Source organism: Raineyella sp. LH-20 (assembly GCF_033110965.1).
In the GTDB taxonomy this organism is placed as follows: domain Bacteria; phylum Actinomycetota; class Actinomycetes; order Propionibacteriales; family Propionibacteriaceae; genus Raineyella.
In genome coordinates this window covers 1,203,887-1,226,945 of the sequence record NZ_CP137003.1, presented here as the reverse complement: position 1 = coordinate 1,226,945, position 23,059 = coordinate 1,203,887, and the positions used below count along the sequence as shown (strand labels likewise).

The window sequence follows — 23,059 nt, the reverse complement described above, 5'->3', positions numbered from 1 at the left end:
ACAGGGGCCACGCCAGCCCCACGGTGCGACCGACCGCCGATGGCCGCCTGTGCATCCGGCCAGGGCAGCTCGCGCCGGACTCTTACGACCGCTTCTTGCGCGGCCGTGCCTCGGGAACGACGAGTTCGGGCATCGCCCGCAGCAGGAACTGATCGAAATGGGGAACGGTGAACGCCGCGTAGCCGTGTTCGGGGGTGTACAGAAGGCCCATATTGATCAGACTGGCTCGCGTCGGACCGAGCTGGGTCGACTGTCGCCGGAGCACCGCAGCGACATCGGCCGCCTTCTGCGGCTCGGGACCAAGACTTGCCATCGCCCGCAGGTACGCACGCTCGAGCTCCGTCGCGCGGTCCAACCGCACCCTGAAGAACGACGCATCAAGCTTGGACTCGTAGACCGGGATCGTACGTTCCACGTCTGCGGCCGAGATCTGCTCGCTCTGCGCCTCTCTCCACACCGCATACCCGAGTTCCTGGATGAAGTACGGATAACCACCGGTCAGCTCAACTGCCCGATCGAGTGCCTGCTCGGTGAAGCAAGCCCCCTCCGACTCCGCCGGCTCTGCCAAGGCCCGCCGAGCATCCTGGTCCGACAGACGACCGATCTCCGGGAATTTGAACAGACGTTCCGCGTAGGACTTGGCGTCTCCCGCCAGCTCGGCGATCTGGGGCAGGCCGGCACCCACAAGGGTCACCGGAAGCTCGCGCTGGACGACCTTGTGGAGCGCAGCGATGAGGGCCTCCATCTGCCCACGGTTGAGGAACTGGATCTCGTCGAAGAGCAGCACCACTCCGCGGCGGACGGATTGCGCTGCCTCCCCGACCGCCACCAACAGATCAGTCAGGTCCAGAAGGAGGTCCCCGTGGTCGGCGAAACCCTCCGCCACGGGCCCCGGCCCCAGGCCCAGCGACAGCGACCCCGACTGGTCGATGGACACGGTGAAGGACCGCAACACTGACAGAGCGTGGTCGAAACGCTGGTTCCAGCGTGCTTTGGGGGACAGTTCCAGCAGCGCGGTCCGCAGGCGCGAGGCGATCTCGAGTCGGAACCGACCGTCGTCGTGCTTGCTGACCTCGAGTTCCACCACCACCCAGTCCGCCGTCAGCGCCTTGGACCGGAACTGCCCCAGGAGCACGGTCTTCCCGACCCCCCGCAGGCCGGTGATGATCATGGACTGCTCAGTGCGCCCCAGCTTCAGTCGACGGAGCAGCAGATCGAACGATTCCAATTGGTCGTCGCGTCCCACGATGGCTTGCGGCTTCGCCCCGGCGTTGGGTGTGTACGGGTTCCGTACGGGATCCATGTCCTCACCTTACAAGCTTTACCCACCTTTATCCACCATGAATAAACCACCCTAAAATCCCTAAGACCCCACCACCACCCTCGCTGTCGAGCCCGCACGAGTGGAAGAATGTCCTACAAAGCGTCGTAGGAAGATGGGTGATCGGGAGCGATGGCGGTTCAGGAGCACGAGGCCGAGGATCAGACCGAAGAAGCAGTCGTCCACGCCACCGTGGAGGGCAATGAGGCGGTCGCCCGGATCGCCCACGCGCTCAGCGAGGTCATCGCGATCTACCCGATCACCCCGTCCTCCGGGATGGGTGAGCTGGCTGACCAGTGGTCGGCCCAGGGGCGTACGAACCTCTGGGGCCAGGTGCCGGAGGTGATCGAGATGCAGTCCGAAGGCGGCGCGGCCGGCGCGCTGCACGGCGCTCTCACCAAGGGGTCGCTGGCCACAACGTTCACGGCCTCCCAGGGCCTGCTGCTGATGATCCCGAACATGTACAAGATCGCCGGGGAGCTCAGCCCGGCGGTGATCCATGTCGCGGCCCGGGCGGTCGCGACGCACGCGCTGAGCATCTTCGGTGACCATTCCGACGTGATGGCCGTCCGCCAGACCGGCTGGGCGATGCTGTGCAGCGGCGGCGTGCAGGAGGCCCAGGACCTCGCAGCCGTCGCGCATGCGGCGACGTTGCGCACGCGGGTGCCGTTCGTCCACTTCTTCGACGGGTTCCGTACGTCGCACGAGATCTCCACCATCGACCTGCTGCCGTACGACACGGTGCGGTCGCTGGTCCGCGACGAGGACGTCGAGCCGCACCGGGCCCGCGGCCTCTCCCCCGACCACCCGACCGTCCGCGGCACGGCGGAGAATCCGGACACCTTCTTCCAGGCCGCCGAGGCGGCGAACCCGTTCCACGACGCGGTGCCGGCGACGGTGCAGCAGGTGTTCGACGAGTTCGCCGCGCTGACCGGCCGGGCCTATCACCTGGTCGAGTACACCGGCGCCCCCGACGCCGACCGGGTGGTCGTGGTGATGGGGTCGGCCGCCGGCACCGTCGCCGAGGCCGCGGCCGCGCTCAACGCCCGCGGCGAGAAGGTCGGTGTGGTCACCGTCCGGCTCTACCGGCCGTTCCCGGTGGACGCCTTCCTCGCCGCGTTGCCGCCGACGGTGCGTGGCATCGCCGTGCTGGATCGTACGAAGGAGCCGGGTGCACCGGCCGAGCCGCTGCTCGCCGACGTGCTCACCGCGCTGGCCGACGGCCTGCCGGTGGCGGGAAGCGACGTGAGCTCCACGGGCGCCGACACCGACACCAACACCACCGGCACCACCGACACCACCGACACCACCGACACCACCGACACCACCGACACCACCGACACCACCGCGGATCGTCCGCACCCGCGGGTGATCGGCGGCCGCTACGGGCTGTCCAGCAAGGAGTTCGATCCGCGGATGGCCAAGGCCGTCTTCGACGAGCTGGCCGCCCCCACCCCGAAGCGGCGGTTCACCGTCGGCATCGTCGACGATGTCACCCGCCTGTCGCTGACTCTCGATCCGACCTTCGAGCTGCCCGCCACCGGCCGGGCCGCGGTGTTCTACGGGCTGGGCTCCGACGGCACGGTCGGCGCGTCGAAGAACACCGTCAAGATCCTCGGCGAGCGGCCCGGCACCTGGGCCCAGGGCTACTTCGTCTACGACTCCCGCAAGTCCGGCGCCACCACGGTGTCGCACCTGCGGTTCAGCCGCGCGCCGATCCATGCCAGCTACCTGGTGCAGGAGGCGGACTTCGTCGGCGTCCACCAGTTCGGCCTGCTCGCCGCGATGCGCACCCTCGACATCGCCCGGCCGGGCGCGACGGTGCTGCTCAACTCGCCGTACGGCCCCGAGGGCACCTGGGACCGGCTGCCGGTCGAGGTGCAGCAGCTCATCGTCGACCGCGACCTGCACCCGTACGTCATCGACGCCGAAACGGTCGCCCGTGACGTCGGCATGGGCCGGCGGATCAACACGGTGATGCAGACCTGCTTCTTCTACCTCTCCGGGGTGCTGGAGCCGGCCGAGGCGATCGCCGCGATCAAGGCCTCTGTCTCGACGACGTACGCCAAGCGGGGCCGCACCGTGATCGAGCGCAACCACCAGGCGATCGACGCCGCGGTCGAGCACCTGTCGCGGCTGCCGGTCGGCGCGGTGACCGGCACGGAGCACCGCCAGACGCCCGTGCCCGCGCAGGCCCCTGACTTCGTCAAGCGGGTCACCCAGGCGATGCTGCACGGCCGTGGCGACGAGCTGCCGGTCTCCGCACTGCCGGTGGACGGCACTTGGCCGACCGCCACCTCGCAGTGGGAGAAGCGGGCGATCGCCCCCGAGATCCCGATCTGGGACCCGAGCATCTGCATCGACTGCGGCAAGTGCGCGATCACCTGCCCGCACGCCGCGATCCGGGTCAAGGTGATGCCCGAGTCGGCACTGGAGGGTGCGCCGGAGACACTACAGTCCAAGCCGTACAAGGACCGTACGCTGAAGGACCACCGGCTGATCGTCCAGGTCGCGCCGGACGACTGCACCGGCTGCGGGATCTGCGTCGACGTCTGCCCGGCCCGGTCGAAGACCGAGGTCAAGCACAAGTCGATCAACCTGGAGCCGGCCCGCGAGCACCGCGACGTGGAGCGGGCCAACTTCGAGTTCTTCCTCGGCATCCCGGAGATCGACCGTTCCCTGGTGCGCCACGACCAGGTGAAGGGGGCGGCGCAGCTGCAGCCGCTGTTCGAGTTCTCGCTGGCCTGCGCCGGCTGCGGGGAGACGCCGTACATCCGTACGCTCACCCAGCTCTTCGGCGACCGGATGATCATCGCCAACGCCACCGGCTGTTCGTCGATCTACGGGGCGAACATGCCGACGGTGCCGTACGCCCAGGATCCGCGCGGACGGGGCCCGGCCTGGTCGAACTCGCTGTTCGAGGACAACGCGGAGTTCGGACTGGGGATGCGGCTGGCCTGGGAGCAGCAGCACGCCGAGGCCCGCCGGCTGGTCGGGCTGTGCCGCGACCTGCTCGGCGACGAGCTGACCGATGGACTGCTCGACGCCGACCAGTCCACCGAGACGGGCATCGCCGCCCAGCGCGCCCGGGTGGCGCAACTGCGCGAGGTGCTGGCCGGGCACCCGGCGGATCCGGTGGCCCGCCGGCTGGCGACGCTGGCCGACGAGTTGGTCGAGAAGACGGTGTGGATCGTCGGCGGCGACGGCTGGGCGTACGACATCGGCTCCGGTGGTCTGGACCACGTGCTCGCCTCGGGCCGCAACGTCAACATCCTGGTGCTGGACACCGAGGTCTACTCCAACACCGGCGGGCAGGCGTCGAAGGCGACGCCGCGGGCGGCCGCGGCGAAGTTCGCCGCCTCCGGCAAGGGCCGGCCGAAGAAGGACCTCGGCCTGCTGGCGCAGTCGTACGGCAACGTGTACGTGGCCCAGCTCGCGATCGGCGCGAACCAGCAGCAGACGATCCGGGCGATGCTCGAGGCGCAGGCCTGGGACGGGCCGTCGCTGCTGATCGCGTACAGCACCTGCATCGCCCACGGCATCGACATGGAGACGTCGATGACCCACCAGGCCGATGCGGTGGCCAGCGCCTACTGGCCGCTCTACCGGTTCCGCCCGGACGCCACCGAGGGCGGGCACCCGCTGCGCCTGGATTCGAAGGCGCCGACGAAGCCGGTCACCGACTTCATGCGGGGCGAGACGCGGTTCTCCATGCTGACGCGGTCGGATCCGCAGCGGGCTGCGGAACTCGCTACTCTGGCCCAAGCCGATGCGGATGAGCGGTGGCGCTACTACTCTCAACTGGCCGGGATGGAGCGTACGGTCGTCGTCGATGGCGATGACGACCCTGACGCGCCTGCCGACCACCCCGCCGCGACCGACGGCGCCGCGCCCCTGCGGACGATCCACGATGAAGGGAACGACCGATGACCACCGAGCCCGTCCTCGCCACCAGCTATCTCGGCCTGCCACTGAGCGGCCCGGTGATCGCCTCCGCGGGTCCGAACACCCGCTCCGTCGAGTCGCTGCTGGCACTGCAGGAGGCCGGCGCCGCGGCCGTCGTGCTGCCCAGCCTGTTCGAGGAGGACGTGCTGGCGGAGGAGCTGCGGCTGGTGGACGCGATGGAGGCCGGCGACGACTTCGCCGAGTTCACCGCCGGGCCGCTGCCGACCATCGAGCTGCCCGAGCTCGGGGCGGACCGGCACCTGCGGCTGCTCGAGCGGGCGAAGGCGGCGCTGGACATCCCGGTGATCGGCTCGCTCAACGCCACCCGGCACGGATCGTGGGAGCGCTACGCGACGATGATGGCCGCGGCGGGGGCGGACGCCCTGGAGCTCAACCTCTACACTGTCGCGGCCGACCCGACGGAGTCCGCCGCCGACGTGGAGGCGCGCCAACTCGAGGTCATCTCGTCCGTACGGTCCTCGTTGGAGGTCCCGCTCGCGGTGAAGCTGTCGCCGTTCTACTCGTCGTTCGCCCAGTTCGCCGGTGCCGCCAGCCGGTCCGGGGCAGACGGCCTGGTGGTGTTCAACCGGTTCTACGCGCCCGACATCGATCTGGACGCGATGGCGGTGGCACCGCAGCTGGCGCTGTCCGCGTCGGCGGACCTGCGGATCGCGCTGCGGTGGCTCGGCATCCTCCGCGCCCAGCTGCCCGGCACCGGCCTCGCCGCGACCGGCGGGGTGCACGGCTGGGAGGACGTCGTCAAGGCGCTGCTGGTCGGGGCGGACGTGGCGTGTACGACGGCGGCGGTGATCCAGGACGGTCCGGCGGCGATCACCCGGATGCTGTCCGGGCTGCGCGACTGGCTGGCCGAGCACGACTACGCGTCGGTGGACCAGCTGCGCGGCTCGATGTCGGCGGCGTCGGTGCCCGACCCGTCGGCGTACGAGCGCAGCCAGTACCGGGAGATCGTCGGCCGCTGAGCCGTCCGCTAGGACGCCGGGTCGGCGAGCCGGTGCACGACCCGACCGCTGGCCCAGGCCGGGGGTGATCCCCAGTCGGGGCGGAAGCCCAGCGCCCGGGCGGTCCGGAAGGCGGCCTCGTGGCGGGCGTCGGTGGCCACCACGAGACGGTCGGTGAGGTCCTCCCGGCGGGCCCAGTCGACCCAGACGCGGCCCGCCTCGACGCCGTAACCGCGCCGCTGACGGTCCCGGGCGATGAGGAAGTCCAGCTGGATGTCGTCCCACGGTTCGCGGACCTGCAGCCCGACCAGGCCGACGAAGTCTCCGGTGACCCGTTCGATCACGGCGCTGCGGCCGAAGCCGTAGACCTCCCAGTGCTTCTCGATCGCGGCGAGGTGGGCCCGGGTGCGGTCGAGGGAGGGCGGCCGGCCGCCGGTGCTCCAGCCCTCAGCACCCAGGAAGTGCAGCACGGAGGGCACCGAGTAGAGCTCGGCGAGATGGTCGAGATCCGTGTGCACGATCCGACGCAGGTCGAGCCGGTCGGTGGAGAACTCCGCCGGGGTGGTGTGGACGACCTCCATGACTCCGGACGCTACCAGGCGATCCGGCCGCTCCAGGGAGACCGGCCGACTCGCCCTGGGTCTGCGGCGACTAGACTCGCGTTGGTGGCGTTTCGGCCACTGCCCGCATCCGCGGCCTGTCGTCATCGAGGTCACGTACGCCTGGGCGACGGGCCCCAGGGCGTGACCACCGGACAGAGGACAGCTCACACGATGAAGATCGCAATCTGCGGACTCGGGTACGTCGGGATGGCGAACGCCGTCCTGCTGGCGCAGCACCACACGGTGGTGGCCATCGACATCGACCGGGAGCGCGTCGACCAGGTCAACGCCCGCCGCAGCCCGATCGTCGACGCCGAGCTGGAGGACTACCTGTCCCACCGCCAGCTGGACCTGTGCGCGACCACCGACCCGGTCGTGGCGTACGCCGGCGCCGACTTCGCCGTGATCGCCGCACCGACGAACTATGACGAGCAGACGAACTTCTTCGACACCTCGATCGTCGAATCGGTCATCGCCCAGATCGCCGAGATCTCCCCGGAGACCGTGATCGTGATCAAGTCGACGATCCCGGTGGGCTTCACCGAGCGGGTGCGTACGGAGTTCCCCGACCAGGCGATCCTTTTCTCCCCTGAGTTCCTGCGGGAAGGCAAGGCGCTCTACGACAACCTGCATCCGTCGCGGATCATCGTGGCCGATCCGTCACCGGAGGGGGAGCGTTTCGCCGGGCTGCTCTGCGAGGGATCGCTGGACGAGGACACGCCGGTGCTGCTGGTCGGGGCGACCGAGGCCGAGGCGATCAAGCTCTTTGCCAACACCTACCTGGCGATGCGGGTGGCGTACTTCAACGAGGTGGACACCTTCGCCGCCCGTTTCGGCCTGTCGACCCGCCAGATCATCGACGGCGTCGGCCTCGACCCGCGGATCGGCACGCACTACAACAACCCCTCGTTCGGGTACGGCGGCTACTGCCTGCCGAAGGACACCCGGCAGCTGCTGGCCAACTACGACCAGGTGCCGCAGACACTGATCCAGGCGATCGTCGACTCCAACTCCACCCGCAAGGACTTCATCGCCGACGACATCCTCGCCCGCGAGCCGCGGACCGTCGGCATCTACCGACTGGCGATGAAGGCCGGCTCGGACAACTTCCGCCAGTCCTCCATCCAAGGGATCATGAAGCGGATCAAAGCCAAGGGCATCACGGTGCTGCTGTACGAGCCGCTGTACGACGGTGACGCCTTCTTCCACAGCGAGGTCGTACGCGACCTGGACGACTTCAAACGGCGGTCGGACGTGATCGTCGCCAACCGGCGGTCCGCGAAGCTGGCCGATGTGGCCGACAAGGTCTACACCAGGGATCTTTTCGGGAGCGACTGACTGGGCCGCGCCTCGAGCCACGCGAGCGCGTCGGGCAGCTGGCCGTAAGCCCGTTAGCCTGCCCCTTTCATGCGGGGGCGTCTTGAGGGCTGGGCTGGAGATGTGAAAGTGCTCCTGGCTAGGGAGAATGGGAGTGTCTCGATCACATTCCTGCCCGTAGCAAGGAGCACCTCTGCGGTGAAGACTACCGGCTCCTACCCACGCGTCCATATTGACCGGACCAGCGTCCCAGCGGTCGGGCAGGCAGGCGGCCTGCTGCTCGTCGAAACCGTCCGGGCGACGGGTCTGGACCGGGCCCTCTCGACAGAGCTGGCGGGCTGGCGCAAACCGTTGGCGGTGCACGACCCGGGCAAGATCCTCTGCGACCTGGCACTCACGTTGGCGTTGGGTGGTGACTGTCTGGCCGACCTCGCCCAGCTGCGCGACGAGCCGGGCCTTTACGGCCTGACGCGCCCTGGGTCTGATGGAGACTCGCGCTATTTGATACCGACCGGCTCTTTGCGGTCGGCTTGGACAGCATAGAACGCCGTCTCGAACTCGACGGGCGGGACATCGCCGAGGTAGCCGTGGAGGCGCTGCGTGTTGTGCCAGTGCACCCAGCCGAGCGTGGCGAGCTCGAGATCCTCGACCGTCTTCCAGGGTCCGGGTCGTGCGGGACCGCGGACGAGTTCGGCCTTGTAGTAGCCGTTCATCGTCTCGGCCAGGGCGTTGTCATAGCTGTCGCCGACGGTCCCGATCGACGGCGTCGCGCCGATCTCCGCGAGCCGTTCGCCGTAGCGAATCGAGGTGAATTGACTGCCTGCGTCGGACCCGAGTTGCGCCACTTTAGTGACCACCCTGGAGAGTATCGAGGATTTCTTGGGCATCGGGTGGGATGGCGGGCGGGATGGTGATGGTTTGGGTGCCGGTGTTGATGACCGCTGAGTGCAGGGGCCGCAGGATCTGCAGGAACTTCTTGACCGAGACACCGGTCCGGGCCTGGATCGTGCGGGCGATGGCGAGGGCGGCGAACACGACGGTGAGGTGGGCCTCGATCGAGTCGCGGGTGTGGTGGAAGATCGGGCGGGCGGCCAGGTCGGATTTGGCCATCCTGAACGACGCCTCGACGTGCCACAGGTCCCGATAGGCCGCGACGACCGCCGGCCCGTCCAGCGTCACGGCAGGGATGTTTGAGACGTACCCTTTGAAACCCGCGGCTGCGCGGGCGCGCTCGACCAGGGGCCAGTCCACGCCCTTGGTGGCGCCCTCGAGCTTGATGAAGCGGTGTTTTCCGATGGGTGCTTTGCCGGTGGCGATCTTCTCGGCGCGTTCGATCTGCTTATTCAGCGTTTGCTGGTCGCGCCGGGCCCTGGCGGCGAGGTAGTGCCAGACGACCCGGCGGTCGCGCCGGTCCTTCCCGACACCCATCGGGCGGGTGACCTCGAACGTCGCACCGTCGGCCAGGTAGTTGCCGTGGGCCTCGAAATGGTCCTCCAGCTCCGCGGGAGCCTTCGATTGCCGGGCGGCGACGATGAAGGAGAAGCCGGCGTCCTCCAGCGCGTTCAGGTTCGCCGCCGACAGCATGCCGGCGTCGGCGACCACGACCAGATCACTGACCTGGTGGCGGGCCTGGAACGCTTCGATGACGGGCAGGAGGGTGGTCGTCTCTGCTTTGTTGCCCTCGAAGACGTGCAGGTCGAGGGGAAAGCCGGAGGGGTCGACCAGTAGTCCGACGGTGATCTGCGGGTCGACGCGGCGTTCCTTGGACATGCCGACCTTGCGCAGCGAGTCCTCGTTCTCGGCCTCGAAGTACAGCGTGGTCACGTCATACATGACCAAGGCCACAGCACCATGGGCGCTGACGTGGCTCCAGCAGGCCGTCGCAAGCTGGTCGCGGTAGTCGCCCTTGTTGATCCGCGGCAGAGCCCGGGTGATCGTGCGCAGCGAGGCCGGCGTGATGCCCAGCCCCTCCAGGACCCGGATCGAATCGGCCTTGCTGGTCGGTTCCACGACCCTCGCCAGGACCAGCTGGCGGAAACACTCATCGGCCAGGACGTCGAACCCGAGGTGGTCGTAGACCCCGACGAGCGCTTCCCACAACACCGTGGAAGCGGTCGACTCGACCACTGCTTGGCCGGGCGGGCGACCCGCAGGCTCCCAGCCTAGATCGAGCTGGTCCTGGCCCAGCGCCAATCGTTCGCGGGCGACCTGCAACAGCAACTCGAGTTCGGCCTGGTCATGGGCCGAGCCGATGTGGTCGATACCGAGGCGCTGCTTACCGCGCTTGTGCACGATCTGGACCGCGGTCGCTCCGGACGCGGTCTTCACCTTCCGCACGAACGACCCCACCCCGACAGGCTACCGGGGCGACTTCTTAGTGCACACTTCCCGAGACGTAAGCCCTAGTCACCAGCACATCGGTCCTCAAAAACAGGCAGGGTGGCGCAAGTCGGGTCGGAATGACATCGCAGGTCGTCGTGGCGGCGGCCGCGGGACCAGCGGGCCATCTCGATCGCGTCGAGCACCATCTCGGTGCGCATGTGCGACGCGACCCGCCACCCCACGATCATGCGGGAGAACGCGTCGACGATGAAGCACACGTACGCGACGCCGGCCCAGGTCGCCACGAACGTCAGGTCGGTCACCCAGAGCCGGTTCGGGGCGGTCGCGGTGAACTCCCGCTGCACCAGATCCGGGTGTCTGGCCGAGGCTGGGTCGGGTCTGGTGGTCTTCACCCGCTTCGACCGTCTGGCGCCCTCGATCCCCGCGGCGCGCATCAGCCGGGCTGTCTGATCCCGCCCGATCAGGAGCCCGGCGCGGCGGGCGGCCCTCCACAGTTTGCGGACGCCGTAGACCCGATAGTTCGCCTCCCAGAGCCCGACCAGCTGCGGGATCAGCTCCTCGTCGCGCACCGCGCGCGCCGAGGGCGCGCGGGTCTTGGCGGAGTAGTAGCTGCTCGGAGCCACCTGCAGCAGCCTGCAGATGAGCTCGACTCCGAGCCGGCGACCGTCCACGACGTCGTCCTTGTTCGCGTCGATGAACACGACTACTTCCGGTAGTGGCGGTCGAGCTCCGCCCCGAAGAAAGACGCAGCCCGCTTGAGCACCTCGTTGGCGCGGCGAAGCTCCCGGTTCTCTTGCTCCAACTCCCGCAACCGAGCCGACTCGGCCGTGCTCACGCCCGGGGCGACGCCGTCATCGATGTCGGCCTGCTTCACCCACATCCGCACCGACTCCACCCCGTAACCGAGCTGCGTCGCGACCCGCTGCACCGTCCCCTGCGTGACACCCAGCTCGGCCCGCAGCGTCCTCACCATCCGCACTGCAGCGGCCTTCTCCTCGCTCGAGTAGCGACGCGTCGTCGGCTTCCCCGACGCCAGTTCCTTCGGCATAACTCCATCCTCGTTTCCAAGGTCAGGAGCCTCCAACAAACTCAGGGCGCTTCAGCCGGGTCGCGTCCGACCCGACGGTCTCGCGGCTGATCAGCCTGCTCGCGAGGGATGCGAAGCGGGCGGTCGCCGCGATCGGGCGGGTCCGCAAGATCGCCCGATAAACAGCCTGGCAGTTGGCCGGTGAGGCGTCCCCGGCCCGGCGGGCGACAGTGGCGGATCCGCTGGTCATTGACCTGGACGCGACCCTGGTCACCGCCCACAGCGAGAAGGAGCGGGCGCGTCCGACGTTCAAGAAGGGCTATGGCTTCCACCCGTTGTGCGCGTTCGCCGACCACGGCCCCGACGGGGCTGGGGAGCCGTTGACGATCCTGCTGCGCCCCGGCAATGCCGGGTCCAACACGGCCGCCGACCACCGCACGGTGATCGCGGACGCGCTGGACCAGATCGGTCTGGGGCCACGGCCCGGACGCAAGGTGCTGGTAAGGATCGACGGGGCCGGGTCGACGAAGGACACCATCGGCACGCTGACAAACCGGCGGGTGGCGTACTCGGTCGGGTTCACCCTGCCGATGAACACCCCCGAGCTCTACCGGCTCGTCCCCGATCGGGTGTGGGAGTCGGGCCTACAACACCGACGGCCAGCCCCCTGACGGCCCCGACGTCGCCGAGTTCACCGATCTGCTCGACCTGGCCGGATGGCCCGCCGGGATGCGGGTCATCGTGCGGCGCGAGCGCCCCCATCGGGGCGCCCAACTGCGGTTCGACGACGTCGAACGGCTACCGCCTCACCGCGTTCGCCACGAACACCCGCACCGGTCAGTTGGCTGATCTGGAGGTCCGTCACCGCCTTCGGGCCAGGTGCGAGGACAGGATCCGCAACGCGAAGGACACCGGCCTGACGAACCTGCCGTTGCACGGGTTCGACCAGAACCGGATCTGGTGCCAGATCGTCGCGCTCGCCGGCGAGATCACCGCCTGGATGGGACTACTCGCCCATCCGCCCACGAGGCCCGACGTTGGGAACCGAAACGGCTGCGCTACCGCCTCTTCACGGTCCCGGCGACGCTGGTCCGCAGATCGCGACGGCTCGTGGTGCATGTCTCGGCCCGGCACCGGTGGTCCGGGCTCGTCGCCGAAGCGATCGGCAGGCTGCGGGGCCTACCCGCGCCGGCCGGCTGACGCCGGCCCTACCCGCTGACCGCCACCACCTGAAGGACCCCCTGCCGGCCTGGACCGCCCGCCACCGCGTCGCCACGCGGCCCGTCGTCAAACCCACGTGCCAGAATCAGGCCTGGAGGCGGAGATCCCAGCCCCGACAACGTCGCGAGCACGACCGGTGAAAGATTGAGGCCAGTCACTATCATTCGACGGAATCGGCCCGATTCTAACCACTCAAACACAGCTAGCCTCCGTACCGGCGCGCTGCCAAACGCACGACTACCAATCCGACAAGCCCCCGACCCATCTGCGATGCAGCAACTGACATGAGCGCCCCTGCCACGCCCAGTACCGGCACTAGTACGAGCGACGTCGCTGAAACGATGACCAATGAGAATAGGTTGATCAGCGGCAACCAACGATAGAGCCGCGCCAAGGTGATTGACGCCCCGGCAGAATACACCAGAGGGAAGGCGGCGGACAGCACTACCACCGCCAGCGCAGAAGCCGCGTCGAGCGTGAAGGTTGGCCCCAGAACGCGTGGGGCAAGAAGCCAATAGCCTGCGGACCCCAGTATTCCTGCTGGCACTGAAAAAAGTGCCCAACGCAACCCAGAATTGATAACGAAAGTCACTGCGTTGGCAGGTGAGAGGCCTCCCAGTCGACCGATCGCGGACTGCGACTGTGCGTTAAGCAACATCTCAATGGCGGTGCCAATATAAAGAATTGAAGCCAGTCTAGCCACATCTCCCGGCCCGAAATGAGCAAACAGGAAATACTGCGGGACATTGACGAGAAGACCAACCACGGCGTACCCGACGCCGGTCGGCACCCCCGCCGCAACAATCGGGCGAACTCCGCCCTCTGCTCCTTGGCGCCCCAGAACAGCAGACCACCTCTGAATCAGCATTGCACCGACGCCTCCGCCAACCACCAACGGTCCGGCAAGCGACCACCCCTCCCCGACGCCAATCGCCCAGGTCACGCAAATGGCGACGACGGAAGCGAGAAGCTGTGCAACATATGCAAGAGCCATCCTGCGGGTTCGATTCACGTCCTGAAGTACCGCAGCACCCAGGTCCATCACACCGTCAAGCCACTTGCCTACAGCCACAGCAAGAACGGCCAATGCCGGAAACCCGAGCGGCAAAAAGACGCCCGCCGCGGACAGGACTAAGGCAACGGTTGAGGAAAGAAACCTCACACGCCGAAAACTGGCGATCCCCAGATCCGGGCCGAGCGTGAAGTACAAGTTCCGCAACCCCAACCCAAAAAGAATGAAGACCGGGGAGGTAACCGCAATCGCGAATGCCAAGCGGCCGGCAGCGTCAGCGCCGAATCGGACAGACAGCGACCATAAGACAAGAAACTGAGCAGCATAACGCGATAAATTTCCTGCCAGGATCCACGCCGTAGTTCCGATATGCAATGAATGCTTAGTGACCAGATTTAGACTCATTGCCACACCTCACCGCGTATTCGAGCTCATCGATGGGCCCGAACGAACGATTCCAAGGGTGACGTGATACTGCTAATCTCGGATGGCCGCATACGGAGGACCTTCTCAGTAGCGGCCGCCTTTAGGAGTGTTTCTGCCATCGGAAGACGGTCGACGCGAAACACGGCATCATTCACGCCGAACAAACTGGAGATTCCCTCCAGCTTCGCATCATAATATTCATCGTACGACAACCCGATGACAGGCACGCCTTCCGACAGAGCAAACACCATCGGATGATACCGTGTAGTGAATAGACACATTCCCAGCCCCAAAGCAGCACGTACGAGCTGCGGATTTCCCCGGTGTCGCCACACTTGAACATTCTTCCTCGTGGCTGGCGTGCACCGTCGAAGTAGCAGATCGGCCGTCTTGCGATCATCCGAATACCCGTGGCCGGTCATATTTGGGACAAATATGACCGTCGCACCGGAAGCATCCGCACATCTCGACACATCGTCGAGAAACACGGCCAATTCCTTGAGCCGTCTACCTGAACCATATCCACGTCGATGGAACGAGACTCCGACAAACGGCTTCCCACCGCTCAGAGCATTCACATGGTTAAGCGCCGCAAGTCTGACTTCCGGAGAAGGCTTAAGGGGAATCGCCCAGTCCGGTGTCACCACCAGTTTGGCAGCCGGCACACCGACTTCTTCTGCACACGTCGCGCTTGAGCACGAACGGACTCCTACCCGTTCCGCCGCGCAGAGCATACGAGCCGCGACCTGCCGCACCCGATCGTCTGCCAACGGTCCGATGCCTTCACCGATGAACAAGATCGGCACGCCCTGAGCACGCGCGTATTCCACTGCAAGCGACCAACCGAAGACCCCATGTACGGCATAGTCGTCGCATATGGCGCCCGAGCCAGCCAAGACAAGTCCCTTCGCGGAACGGATCGCATCTGCCCAGAGCTTCGACGAACCTACTGGGTGATCAACAAGCCAGGAGGCGCGTCGGGCGGCGTAATCTAGAGCCCACGGCTTAGATACGGCGGATCCGAGTAGCCCCGGGAAAGCGCGCCCACGACGCAGCGCCAGATGCAGATGGGGAAGTATCCCGACATTCGAGACGAACGGGTCAAAGTCGCCATACCCTTCAGTCAGAATCCGAGCCTCCGGATCAAGCTCACGAACAATTTGAGCCGCCGCCAGCCACATCGATTCGTCACCTAGATTGGAGGTTCCGTTTCCCCCGCCCAGAACCACCCAATGTCCGCTCATCTAGTCCACCCCGGGACGTGAGTATCCGACACGATCCGAACCATCTTCCGATATCCCTCAACAGCATTTCCCGGAAGTTTCAAAATATGCCTGCGGTGAACGTATGGCCACACGTAACGCCCGACCGTGGAATAGACCAGTTCCTTCGCATATGAATTACCCAGAAATCTCGCTCTGCCTAACGGACTGAGGAACTCCTTTGTATACGGCCGCGTGCCCAAGCGATCACCGCGCGTTCCGTTGACGGCCTTGCCTGGATTGAACTCGGTTTCCACTCGATAGAAGAGAACTGGATCAACATCTTTGTCGAAGACCGACGACCGAAAAGTCCGCAGCCAGAGTTCCTTGTCTTCTGCCCGCGTAATCTCTCGGTATGGGTTAGCACGAAACCAATCGGTCCGACCTGTCACCGTCGGATGCGTGAAGACGTTCGACCGTAGATAGCCCACCGGTTCGACGGGGAGGGGCCGTTCGGTGTATAGACCAAGGACCTTGTCGTGACCATCAATCGCTACAGCACGCCCCCCGAGAACGTCGCATTCCGGATTCCTGCGAAAACGTTCAATCTGACGTGATAGCCGATCAGGAAACATAATGTCGTCGGCATCCATCCGTGCAAGCAATGGTGTTTCGGACAAACCAGCGATCTGATTCAACCTGGTCACCAAGCCCCGATTAACTCCGTCGTTAAAATGTGTCACGCGGCTGTCGGCAATACTGTCGGCAACCTCAGATAGCTCTGGCGAGGCGCCGTCGTTCACGAGAAGCAGGAGCCAGTCCGTACAATCCTGGGCAAATACCGAACGCACAGCCTGGCGGAAGGCGTCAAGGTTCGCGCCAGTGAACGGGATAGCCACAGTCACCGTCATTATTTCATCACCTCACGAGTAACTAATCTCGAGTGCCGTCAATTACTTCAACACAGAAGAAAATTATCCACATCGTCGCCGAAATCGCGACTTAGGAAATCTGTCCATCTCCGATGAACATCGGCTCTCGCAAAATATGCCTCCACTATCTCACGCCCCGAATCAGCCAGACGTCGGGCTGCCTCAGGATCATCCAATAGACGTTCTAAAGCGTCTTCCAATGCAACCGGATCGTCAATCGGAACAAGGAGTCCAGTCCTGCCATCAGTCACCAGATCTACAACGCCGGTAGCCCGTGTGGCCACAACAGGAACGCCCGCGGCAAATGCCTCAAGGATTACCGTCGGAAGACCCTCCCGTCTGCTCGGGAGACACAGCACGTCTGCCACTGCCAGGTACGGTGCCACGTCGTCTACGTTTCCCGTGAAAGTCACCCTCGAAGCGGCCTCAGTCAGCGTTCTGACTCCCGCCTTCCCCGACTCGTCATCCACGGGACCAACAATCAGAAACTGAACTGGCCGTGCGGCGGAAAGAATTCCCGCCGCAGCCGACAGAGCAGCCAAGCCCTTATCTTCTGTTAGTCGTCCCACGAAGATTACCACGGGTATGCCTGAGTCGAGATCTAGTCTTTGTCGTATTCGGTTCTTGAGGCTCTCATCGCATACGACAGTGGCGAAATGACTGATATCGACCCCGCCGGGACTTCCGTGTCCGAGAATCCTGATTTTCGTTTCCGCCGTGATCTTCTCGTTCGCCATTGCCTCCGCCAAGGAGCGACTCACCGGGACCACGTCGGTTGCAAGCCGACAGGTAATTCTCTCCAGCAGTGAGAGAAATCTCCGAGACAACCCCGAGGCGCTCTCTAAACGCAGCCCATGAACCTCATAGATCCTACGAGGAACGCCGCAAATGCTCGAAGCGAACATCCCGAGGAGAGCCGCTTTTGGTGTGCCCAGCAGCACGACGCTGGGCCGCAGTTTCCGAATGAGTTTTACCCATTTTCCAAGAGCGACAAGATCACGGAATGTATTAGGGCTGCGATCCATGTGAACTTCGTGAATGCTGGCGACGTTCCTCGCAGCGAGATCGGCTTGAGTCGCCCCGGGACTGCTAACGATATGAACCTCCCAGCCATCGTCGACCAAATACTCTTCTAGCCCTTGATGGTACCTCAACTGGTAGTCAATGGTGACACCCATGACAATTGTCTTCGTATGGAAACGTCGTCGCACCCTACCTACCCTCATTCGTCAGGACTCTCTGAATATGCGTCCTGTTGCTGCTTACCTCAATAGGAGAGTTGAGATCTTGCGCCTGTCCAAACCACATTAGTTCCAAACGTCGCAGAGGCCCTACGACTCGAGGAAAAATACGGCTAAGAATATGCCCCGACCGCAAAATTGATCGGCAAATCCAGGCCGGAAGCACCGCAGGTCTTCGCCCACCAGCCAAGGCCATTACGTCGAGAACGCTCAGCCCTTCCCACGGCTGAAGCAGAATCTGGGGCATCGCCTCCTTCGATTCTCCAACGCGTTCCACAAAATCTACCAGTCCGTCTAGACTACTTACTACGGTAGGGTAGTCACCCGGAGCCGCGACGCTTGCCAACGGCGAGCGCGCGACTCGTCGAAGATTCTCGGTAGTGCGTCGCCCATGACCTTGAACCGACGTCGCCCGTATAAGGAGCAAGTCCGTCTCTTTAAACGTCTCCAATCTTGACATTCCTGCCGCCAACAGTGCGAATTCCCCCAGCGCCTTCGACTTAGAATAGGGAGAAAATGGCCGGACTTCCGTAGAGGCGTCTAGCATGGGACGAGTTCCTTGGACCGCGGCGGAACTCAGATGAATACAGCGCCCGACGCCGGCTCTCATGGCGGCGTGAGCGACGATCGCAGGAAGTAGGCCGTTCGCTCCGTATAGACTCGGACTTGCCTCGCCGTCGGGGACAGCCATACCAGCTGCATTGACCACTACATCGACTCCGATCAGAGAGCGCGCCATCGCATCAGTGGCAGCGTGCCCCTCAGCCGCGGACGCGACTACCTGGGGGTCAGTTGAGGTTCGGTCGAGCGTCACCCGCGGTGCAACGATTGGCACCACTTCCACACCATTCGATCTCAGATGATCAACCACTGCCGTTCCGATGAACCCTGATGCCCCCACTACCGCCCACCGAGACGGAGCCCAAGCCTCTCGTGGCGAGATGACTTCGACATCAGGTCTCCAAGCATGAAGCGTCTTCGCCGTGGCGACCCCACGGCGCCGCCACAGGCTCGGCAGCGAGAGATAGCCGACTGCAATCCCGACGATAGATATTCCGGCAAACCAAGCCCAGCCTCGATTGATCAGCACCATCAGGCTGATTCCACTCGTGATCAATGTAAGCACTGCGATCAGACCCGCTATGCTCATGTGAGAAATGCCTGCATCGACCAAGCGCTGGTAGGTATGATTTCGATGCGCGTCGAAGATACGCTCGTGTTTCCTTGCGCGTCGGTACAAAGTCGACAGCGGATCTACCAGGTACAACGTCAGGGGAGCCAGGGCGACTAGGAACGGAACGCCTGATACCATCGAATTAATTGCACATCCGCCAAGTACCGCCCCTAGGAGGTAACTTCCCACGTCGCCTAAGAATAGCCTTGGTGGCGATATGTTCCAGGGAAGAAAGACTGCGAATGCTACCGCTGTCATCAATCCGATGAGAACCAGCCAATCACGTTGCGCCATGACACCTATAACGGCATAGGAAAGCCCTGCAGCTAGCCCGTAAAGGCTAGATATTCCGTCAATTCCGTCCATGAAGTTAGCGAAGTTCACAAAAGCCGCGAATCCGATGGCGACGACCGGAGTCCACAGCAGCGCCAAGCCGCCGGAAATGTACAGGACCAGGCCCAACCCGGCTCCGACGACTACCTGCAGACCAGCGCGAGAGAGTACAGATAGTCCCCGAACGTCTTCCAAGAGGCCGACGCCGGACATTATCATTCCGGTCGCAATGATGGAGATGATAGGAAAAACTGACCTGTTCGCTAAACCACTGGACCCAACAAGGATTAGAACTGCTCCAACAAGAAGGCCGAAAAGTGGGCCGAGCCCGCCACCTCGAAGAGTCGTTCGAGTATGGGAGGATCTTTCGTTAGGAACATCGACCACTGACAGAAGCCGCAGAAGGGGCCTCCATAGCGCCGGGCTAAGGCCGGCCGCCAGTCCTACCACTATGACAGAAATCCAGATTGCCAGATCCATTTCTTCTCATTCTCCCGTGACGGCCGTGTCGGCAACCTGAAGAACCTGGTACCGCGGGGCTTGCTCTGATTCCTCTCTTGAGCCCAGGCGGACGGTCTTCCTCTGCCACGTTATGTCCCATATTCCCATGCCGTCTCGCTCCAGTTCACTCAGGTCGAACCGCTGTTTCTGCCGAATCGGCATGTAGCTGCCTGCGGTGCCCGCTACCCACATGTCGCCAAGACGGATCCAGAACAGCCGCCAGAATTCCCAAGACCATCCACAGGACTCTGGCGTTGTTCAGAGAGACAGAGAACGACCCAACTAGTAGAACCACGCACACGTCACGAGCGGTCCTCCAGGTTCGAAACTGGCGGTCGTCGACGGGCTTGCGTAGCAGAGTGATCAACACCCAAAGCAGGAATAGCGCGGCAAGTGGCAATCCCCACTCCGCCGCGATCTGGAGGTATGTGTTGTGGGCGACGAGGACGCTCCCGTTAACGGCACTATCGATATCTTCATAGGCGCCGGCGCCAACACCGACAATAGGAGACATCTGGATGACGGTAAGCGCGTTGGTCCAGGTATCATCGCGCCCAGACCCATCTTGTCGTATCGCTGAGCCGAAGTCGGTCAACAGCGGCATCACGCGCTGAATGGCCGGGTTCGATTGTGTCGAAAGGGTCAGGCGCGTGGCGGCACCTTGCCAAGCCGAAGAGAGAACGACCGCGACCATCCCGACCGCTAGGAGTACGAATACCGGACGCCAGGTTGACCAAATTCCGCTGCGTCGTTCGCGACCTGCGTGATCGAGTAATCGCCAAGTCGCTAAGGCGGTAAGCACAATAAGGCCCGTTTTCGACCCGGAAAGTAGTACGGCCGAGATCAGGACAGTAGAACTAGCGATACGCAAGACTCGACGTCTCGAGGTGTCGCGCCAAACTACGGCCAACGCTGCAATTGAGAGCACGGCGAAGTAATTCGGGTCATTCATAAGGCCTTTGAAACGGAAGCCCCCCATATACAGTCCAAGCAACTCGGATAAACTTGGAAAGAATATCAAGATGGAAACTGCGGATCCGGCATAGGCAAATATTCGGAGAATCGGAAGGGCCTGACTAGATCTGGTGAAATTTACTCCGAGGATGAAGTATGCGAATGCCACTGCAAGTTTTATCTGCCCGGCTGCCACTTCTCTCAGCGGAACCGGTGTCGACAACCATTGGGGATCGAAGAAGAGCACTGCGGCCGTCGATGTGGCCGCGACCGCCAAGAGAAAACCAAGGGCCTTCTCCGGAACCCAGAGCCTGCCATCGATGGCTGCAACTACCAACGCTACCAGTGCAGTAATGTCGGCGAGTGATAGGTTTACCCCTAACACGATGTTCGATTGATTCAATGCTGCGGCAAGGAACGCTAGATAGAGCGGGAGACGGAGTCGGCCCGAGGTGGCGATTCGCTCAGTTCCGTATTGCCAGCGCCCAAGATCGTCGCCACCAATATCTGGCCTCAGCGCGGCCTTCTTTGCCGAAAGGATCATGGAGTTACCTATTTCGGTGGGCGGCCACAAGCGGATGATCGGCACGCAAGCACTCCTGGTTGGCCGGGCAGATTCGGCACCCCGGACACGCGCCTAGACCTTTGTACTGGAGAAGGAGGCCGCCTTGATCATCGCCAACGGTTGATCCGACAGCCGTTGGCGTGAAAAGACCTCATGCACCGCGTTCCAATCCTGCGGATCAGTCGCGCGGATCTCGCCCGGAGTCATCTCAGGCACCGTGACCCTGTTGATCAGCGGATGAGCGCTGGGGATGCCCTCCTCCCGCGCGCTGAAGAGCACCTCGTGCAGCTTCTCGCCGTGTCGCAGCCCGGTGTATTCGATGCGTACGTCGTCGCGGTGAGACTCCTCGATCAGGCGCCGGGCCACATCGACGATGCGGATCGGCTCTCCCATGTCCAGCACCATGACGTCGCTCGGATCACCGATCGCGCCGGCCTGGAGCACCAGCTCGCACGCCTCGGGGATGGTCATGAAGTAGCGCGTGACGTCGGGATGGGTGACCGTGATCGGGCCGCCACGCTCGATCTGGGCCCGGAAGGTGTAGAGCACCGATCCGCGGGAGCCCAGGACGTTGCCGAAGCGCACCGACAGATAGCGCACGCCGTGCTGGCGGGCGTACCAGGACGTCAGCCGCTCGGCGATCCGCTTGGACTGGCCCAGGACGCTGGAGGGGTCCGCCGCCTTGTCGGTGGAGATGTTCACCAGGGTCTCCACACCGACGCCATGCGCCGCCTCGAGAACATTGAGGGAGCCGAGGACGTTGGTCTTCCAGCCCTCGAGTGGGTACATCTCCAGCATCGGCAGGTGCTTCAGCGCCGCCGCATGGAAGACGACCTCGGGACGGTGCTTCCGGAAGACCTCTCGCAGTGCCGCGCGGTCGCGGATGTCACACAGCACCATGTCATCGGTGTCGAGCAGCCCCACGCCGTACAACGACAGCTGCAGGGCGTGCAGCGCGGATTCGTCCCGATCCAGCACGACGAGTTTGCGAGGCTTCAGCTGGTGGACCTGGCGAGCCAGCTCGGAACCGATGGATCCACCCGCGCCGGTCACCAGGACGACCTTGTCCGCCACGTAATCGGAGATCGCCCCGAGATCGGTGTGGATCGGGCGTCGGCCGAGAAGGTCGGCCACGTTGAACTCACGCAGTTCGTGCAGACGGACCCGGCCGCCGATCCGCTCCCGCACCGGCGGCACGGTGACGAACTTGAGGCCCTCGGCCCGGCACTCGGTGGCGACACGATCCATCAGGTCACGCGACGCGCCGCTGATCGCGAGGATGACGACCTCGGCCTCCGAGGCCCGGGCAGCCTCCACCAGATCGGTCCCCTGACCGAGCACCCGATAGGAACGGATCCGACGGTGCTTCTTCTCCAGATCATCGTCGAGAAAGCCGACGATCCGATACGGGGGTTCCTCGGCGAAATCCACCAACCTCGCTACGTCGTGGCCGTCGTTACCCGCTCCGTACACGAGCGCCCGAGGCGCTGCTCCTACTCCCGCATCGCCTGTGCGGGTCGCGAGCCGGCGGCGCCGCTGGCTGAAGAAGTTCCGGAACGCCCACCGACCGAACCCCATGAAGACCAACGCCAGTGGGGGAAGCAGCAGGGCGATCCCCCTCGGGAAATTCGGAACGAAGAAGCTGAACCCTCCCAGGAGGAGCGCCACCGCGATCACGAGCAGGCCCAGCGCTGTCGCCTCAGCGAAACTGCCCACCCTGGACCGCCCCATATAAAGGTGAAAACTGTACCCGCCGACCGCCGTCGCCAGGATCGCCACCAATGCGTACTCGAGCGCTGCCACCCATTGGGGATCAGTCAGGTTCAGGTCATAACGAATCGTCACAAAGACCGCGAAAGCGATCATCCACGACACTGCGTCCCAACTCGCCAGGACGAACCGGCGCCAGAAAATTGAATGCGACCTCATGCTGCAACTCCAATGGTTCTGCAGATGCCTGTTTCTTGAGTCATCTTTCCCCCAA

Annotated in this window: 13 protein-coding genes, 4 pseudogenes and 1 other annotated feature; of the genes and pseudogenes, 5 read left to right on the top strand and 12 right to left on the bottom strand. The window is 64.3% G+C overall.

The annotated features are described in order from the left end of the window. Positions 1-82: 82 nt before the first annotated feature. Positions 83-1,303, bottom strand: a complete 1,221-nt coding sequence (locus R0146_RS05305) for a DUF8462 domain-containing protein (RefSeq protein ID WP_317691819.1) — start codon at positions 1,301-1,303, stop codon at positions 83-85. 150 nt (positions 1,304-1,453) lie between these two features. On the opposite strand from R0146_RS05305, the gene nifJ reads away from it, so the two are divergent. Together nifJ and R0146_RS05295 are read left to right on the top strand one after the other, a co-directional pair. Then, positions 1,454-5,251: a pyruvate:ferredoxin (flavodoxin) oxidoreductase gene (gene nifJ, locus R0146_RS05300; RefSeq protein WP_317691818.1), complete on the top strand. Its 3,798-nt coding sequence runs from the start codon at positions 1,454-1,456 to the stop codon at positions 5,249-5,251. Then, on the top strand, positions 5,248-6,246 hold the full coding sequence (locus R0146_RS05295; protein WP_317691817.1) for a dihydroorotate dehydrogenase-like protein: 999 nt from the start codon (positions 5,248-5,250) through the stop codon (positions 6,244-6,246). Before nifJ ends, R0146_RS05295 begins: the two co-directional genes overlap by 4 nt. An 8-nt stretch (positions 6,247-6,254) precedes the next feature. Here R0146_RS05295 and R0146_RS05290 read toward each other — a convergent pair whose 3' ends face one another. Next, entirely contained in the window at positions 6,255-6,806 is a 552-nt protein-coding gene (locus R0146_RS05290) for a GNAT family N-acetyltransferase (protein WP_317691816.1), read from the bottom strand. A 192-nt stretch (positions 6,807-6,998) separates the two neighbouring features. Here R0146_RS05290 and R0146_RS05285 point away from each other — a divergent pair, with 192 nt between their 5' ends. Further along, the gene (locus R0146_RS05285) at positions 6,999-8,165 is read left to right on the top strand and encodes a nucleotide sugar dehydrogenase (protein WP_317691815.1); all 1,167 of its coding nucleotides are present in this window, start codon (positions 6,999-7,001) and stop codon (positions 8,163-8,165) included. A 177-nt stretch (positions 8,166-8,342) separates the two neighbouring features. Beyond that, a pseudogene (locus R0146_RS05280) lies at positions 8,343-8,609 on the top strand (transposase); the annotation flags it as partial. Between the two features lie 32 nt (positions 8,610-8,641). Here the strand turns inward: R0146_RS05280 and R0146_RS05275 are convergent. The 3 genes and pseudogenes from R0146_RS05275 to R0146_RS05265 form a co-directional block, all read right to left on the bottom strand. Beyond that, positions 8,642-8,974 (bottom strand): annotated as a pseudogene (locus tag R0146_RS05275) (integrase core domain-containing protein); the annotation flags it as partial. A 16-nt stretch (positions 8,975-8,990) separates the two neighbouring features. Then, a complete protein-coding gene (locus R0146_RS05270) occupies positions 8,991-10,493 on the bottom strand; it encodes an IS1634 family transposase (RefSeq protein ID WP_317688991.1) in 1,503 nt (500 codons plus the stop codon). Positions 10,494-10,588: 95 nt separating this feature from the next. Further along, a pseudogene (locus tag R0146_RS05265) lies at positions 10,589-11,535 on the bottom strand (IS3 family transposase); the annotation flags it as partial. After that, positions 11,102-11,236 (bottom strand) — a sequence feature (AL1L pseudoknot). It overlaps the preceding pseudogene by 135 nt. A gap of 50 nt (positions 11,536-11,585) precedes the next feature. Here R0146_RS05265 and R0146_RS05260 point away from each other — a divergent pair. After that, positions 11,586-12,714 (top strand): annotated as a pseudogene (locus R0146_RS05260) (IS1380 family transposase); the annotation flags it as partial. A gap of 223 nt (positions 12,715-12,937) precedes the next feature. On the opposite strand, the gene R0146_RS05255 reads toward R0146_RS05260, so the two are convergent. From R0146_RS05255 to R0146_RS05230, 7 genes are all read right to left on the bottom strand, one after another. Next, positions 12,938-14,152, bottom strand: a complete 1,215-nt coding sequence (locus R0146_RS05255) for a polysaccharide biosynthesis protein (protein ID WP_317691813.1) — start codon at positions 14,150-14,152, stop codon at positions 12,938-12,940. Between the two features lie 26 nt (positions 14,153-14,178). Beyond that, complete coding sequence (locus tag R0146_RS05250) at positions 14,179-15,417, bottom strand: polysaccharide pyruvyl transferase family protein (protein WP_317691812.1); 1,239 nt, start codon at positions 15,415-15,417, stop codon at positions 14,179-14,181. Next, positions 15,414-16,286, bottom strand: coding sequence for a glycosyltransferase (locus R0146_RS05245; RefSeq protein WP_317691811.1), 873 nt, complete (start codon positions 16,284-16,286; stop codon positions 15,414-15,416). Before R0146_RS05245 ends, R0146_RS05250 begins: the two co-directional genes overlap by 4 nt. 47 nt (positions 16,287-16,333) lie before the next feature. Then, a complete protein-coding gene (locus tag R0146_RS05240; protein WP_317691810.1) occupies positions 16,334-17,485 on the bottom strand; it encodes a glycosyltransferase family 4 protein in 1,152 nt (383 codons plus the stop codon). 34 nt (positions 17,486-17,519) lie between these two features. After that, positions 17,520-19,535 (bottom strand): NAD-dependent epimerase/dehydratase family protein, encoded by a 2,016-nt coding sequence (locus R0146_RS16170; protein ID WP_411567175.1) that lies wholly within the window; start codon positions 19,533-19,535, stop codon positions 17,520-17,522. Positions 19,536-19,680: 145 nt separating this feature from the next. Continuing rightward, positions 19,681-21,099, bottom strand: a complete 1,419-nt coding sequence (locus R0146_RS05235) for an O-antigen ligase family protein (RefSeq protein ID WP_317691809.1) — start codon at positions 21,097-21,099, stop codon at positions 19,681-19,683. A gap of 48 nt (positions 21,100-21,147) precedes the next feature. Continuing rightward, a complete protein-coding gene (locus tag R0146_RS05230) occupies positions 21,148-22,941 on the bottom strand; it encodes a polysaccharide biosynthesis protein (protein ID WP_317691808.1) in 1,794 nt (597 codons plus the stop codon). Between the last annotated feature and the right edge of the window lie 118 nt (positions 22,942-23,059).

Bases quoted from the DNA above. Each gene is read 5' to 3' on its own strand.
- R0146_RS05305 (WP_317691819.1), bottom strand. From the start codon at position 1,303: ATGGATCCCGTACGGAACCCGTACACACCCAACGCCGGGGCGAAGCCG.
- nifJ (WP_317691818.1), top strand. From the start codon at position 1,454: ATGGCGGTTCAGGAGCACGAGGCCGAGGATCAGACCGAAGAAGCAGTC.
- R0146_RS05295 (WP_317691817.1), top strand. From the start codon at position 5,248: ATGACCACCGAGCCCGTCCTCGCCACCAGCTATCTCGGCCTGCCACTG.
- R0146_RS05290 (WP_317691816.1), bottom strand. From the start codon at position 6,806: ATGGAGGTCGTCCACACCACCCCGGCGGAGTTCTCCACCGACCGGCTC.
- R0146_RS05285 (WP_317691815.1), top strand. From the start codon at position 6,999: ATGAAGATCGCAATCTGCGGACTCGGGTACGTCGGGATGGCGAACGCC.
- R0146_RS05255 (WP_317691813.1), bottom strand. From the start codon at position 14,152: ATGAGTCTAAATCTGGTCACTAAGCATTCATTGCATATCGGAACTACG.
- R0146_RS05250 (WP_317691812.1), bottom strand. From the start codon at position 15,417: ATGAGCGGACATTGGGTGGTTCTGGGCGGGGGAAACGGAACCTCCAAT.
- R0146_RS05245 (WP_317691811.1), bottom strand. From the start codon at position 16,286: ATGACGGTGACTGTGGCTATCCCGTTCACTGGCGCGAACCTTGACGCC.
- R0146_RS05240 (WP_317691810.1), bottom strand. From the start codon at position 17,485: ATGGGTGTCACCATTGACTACCAGTTGAGGTACCATCAAGGGCTAGAA.
- R0146_RS16170 (WP_411567175.1), bottom strand. From the start codon at position 19,535: ATGGATCTGGCAATCTGGATTTCTGTCATAGTGGTAGGACTGGCGGCC.
- R0146_RS05230 (WP_317691808.1), bottom strand. From the start codon at position 22,941: ATGATCGCTTTCGCGGTCTTTGTGACGATTCGTTATGACCTGAACCTG.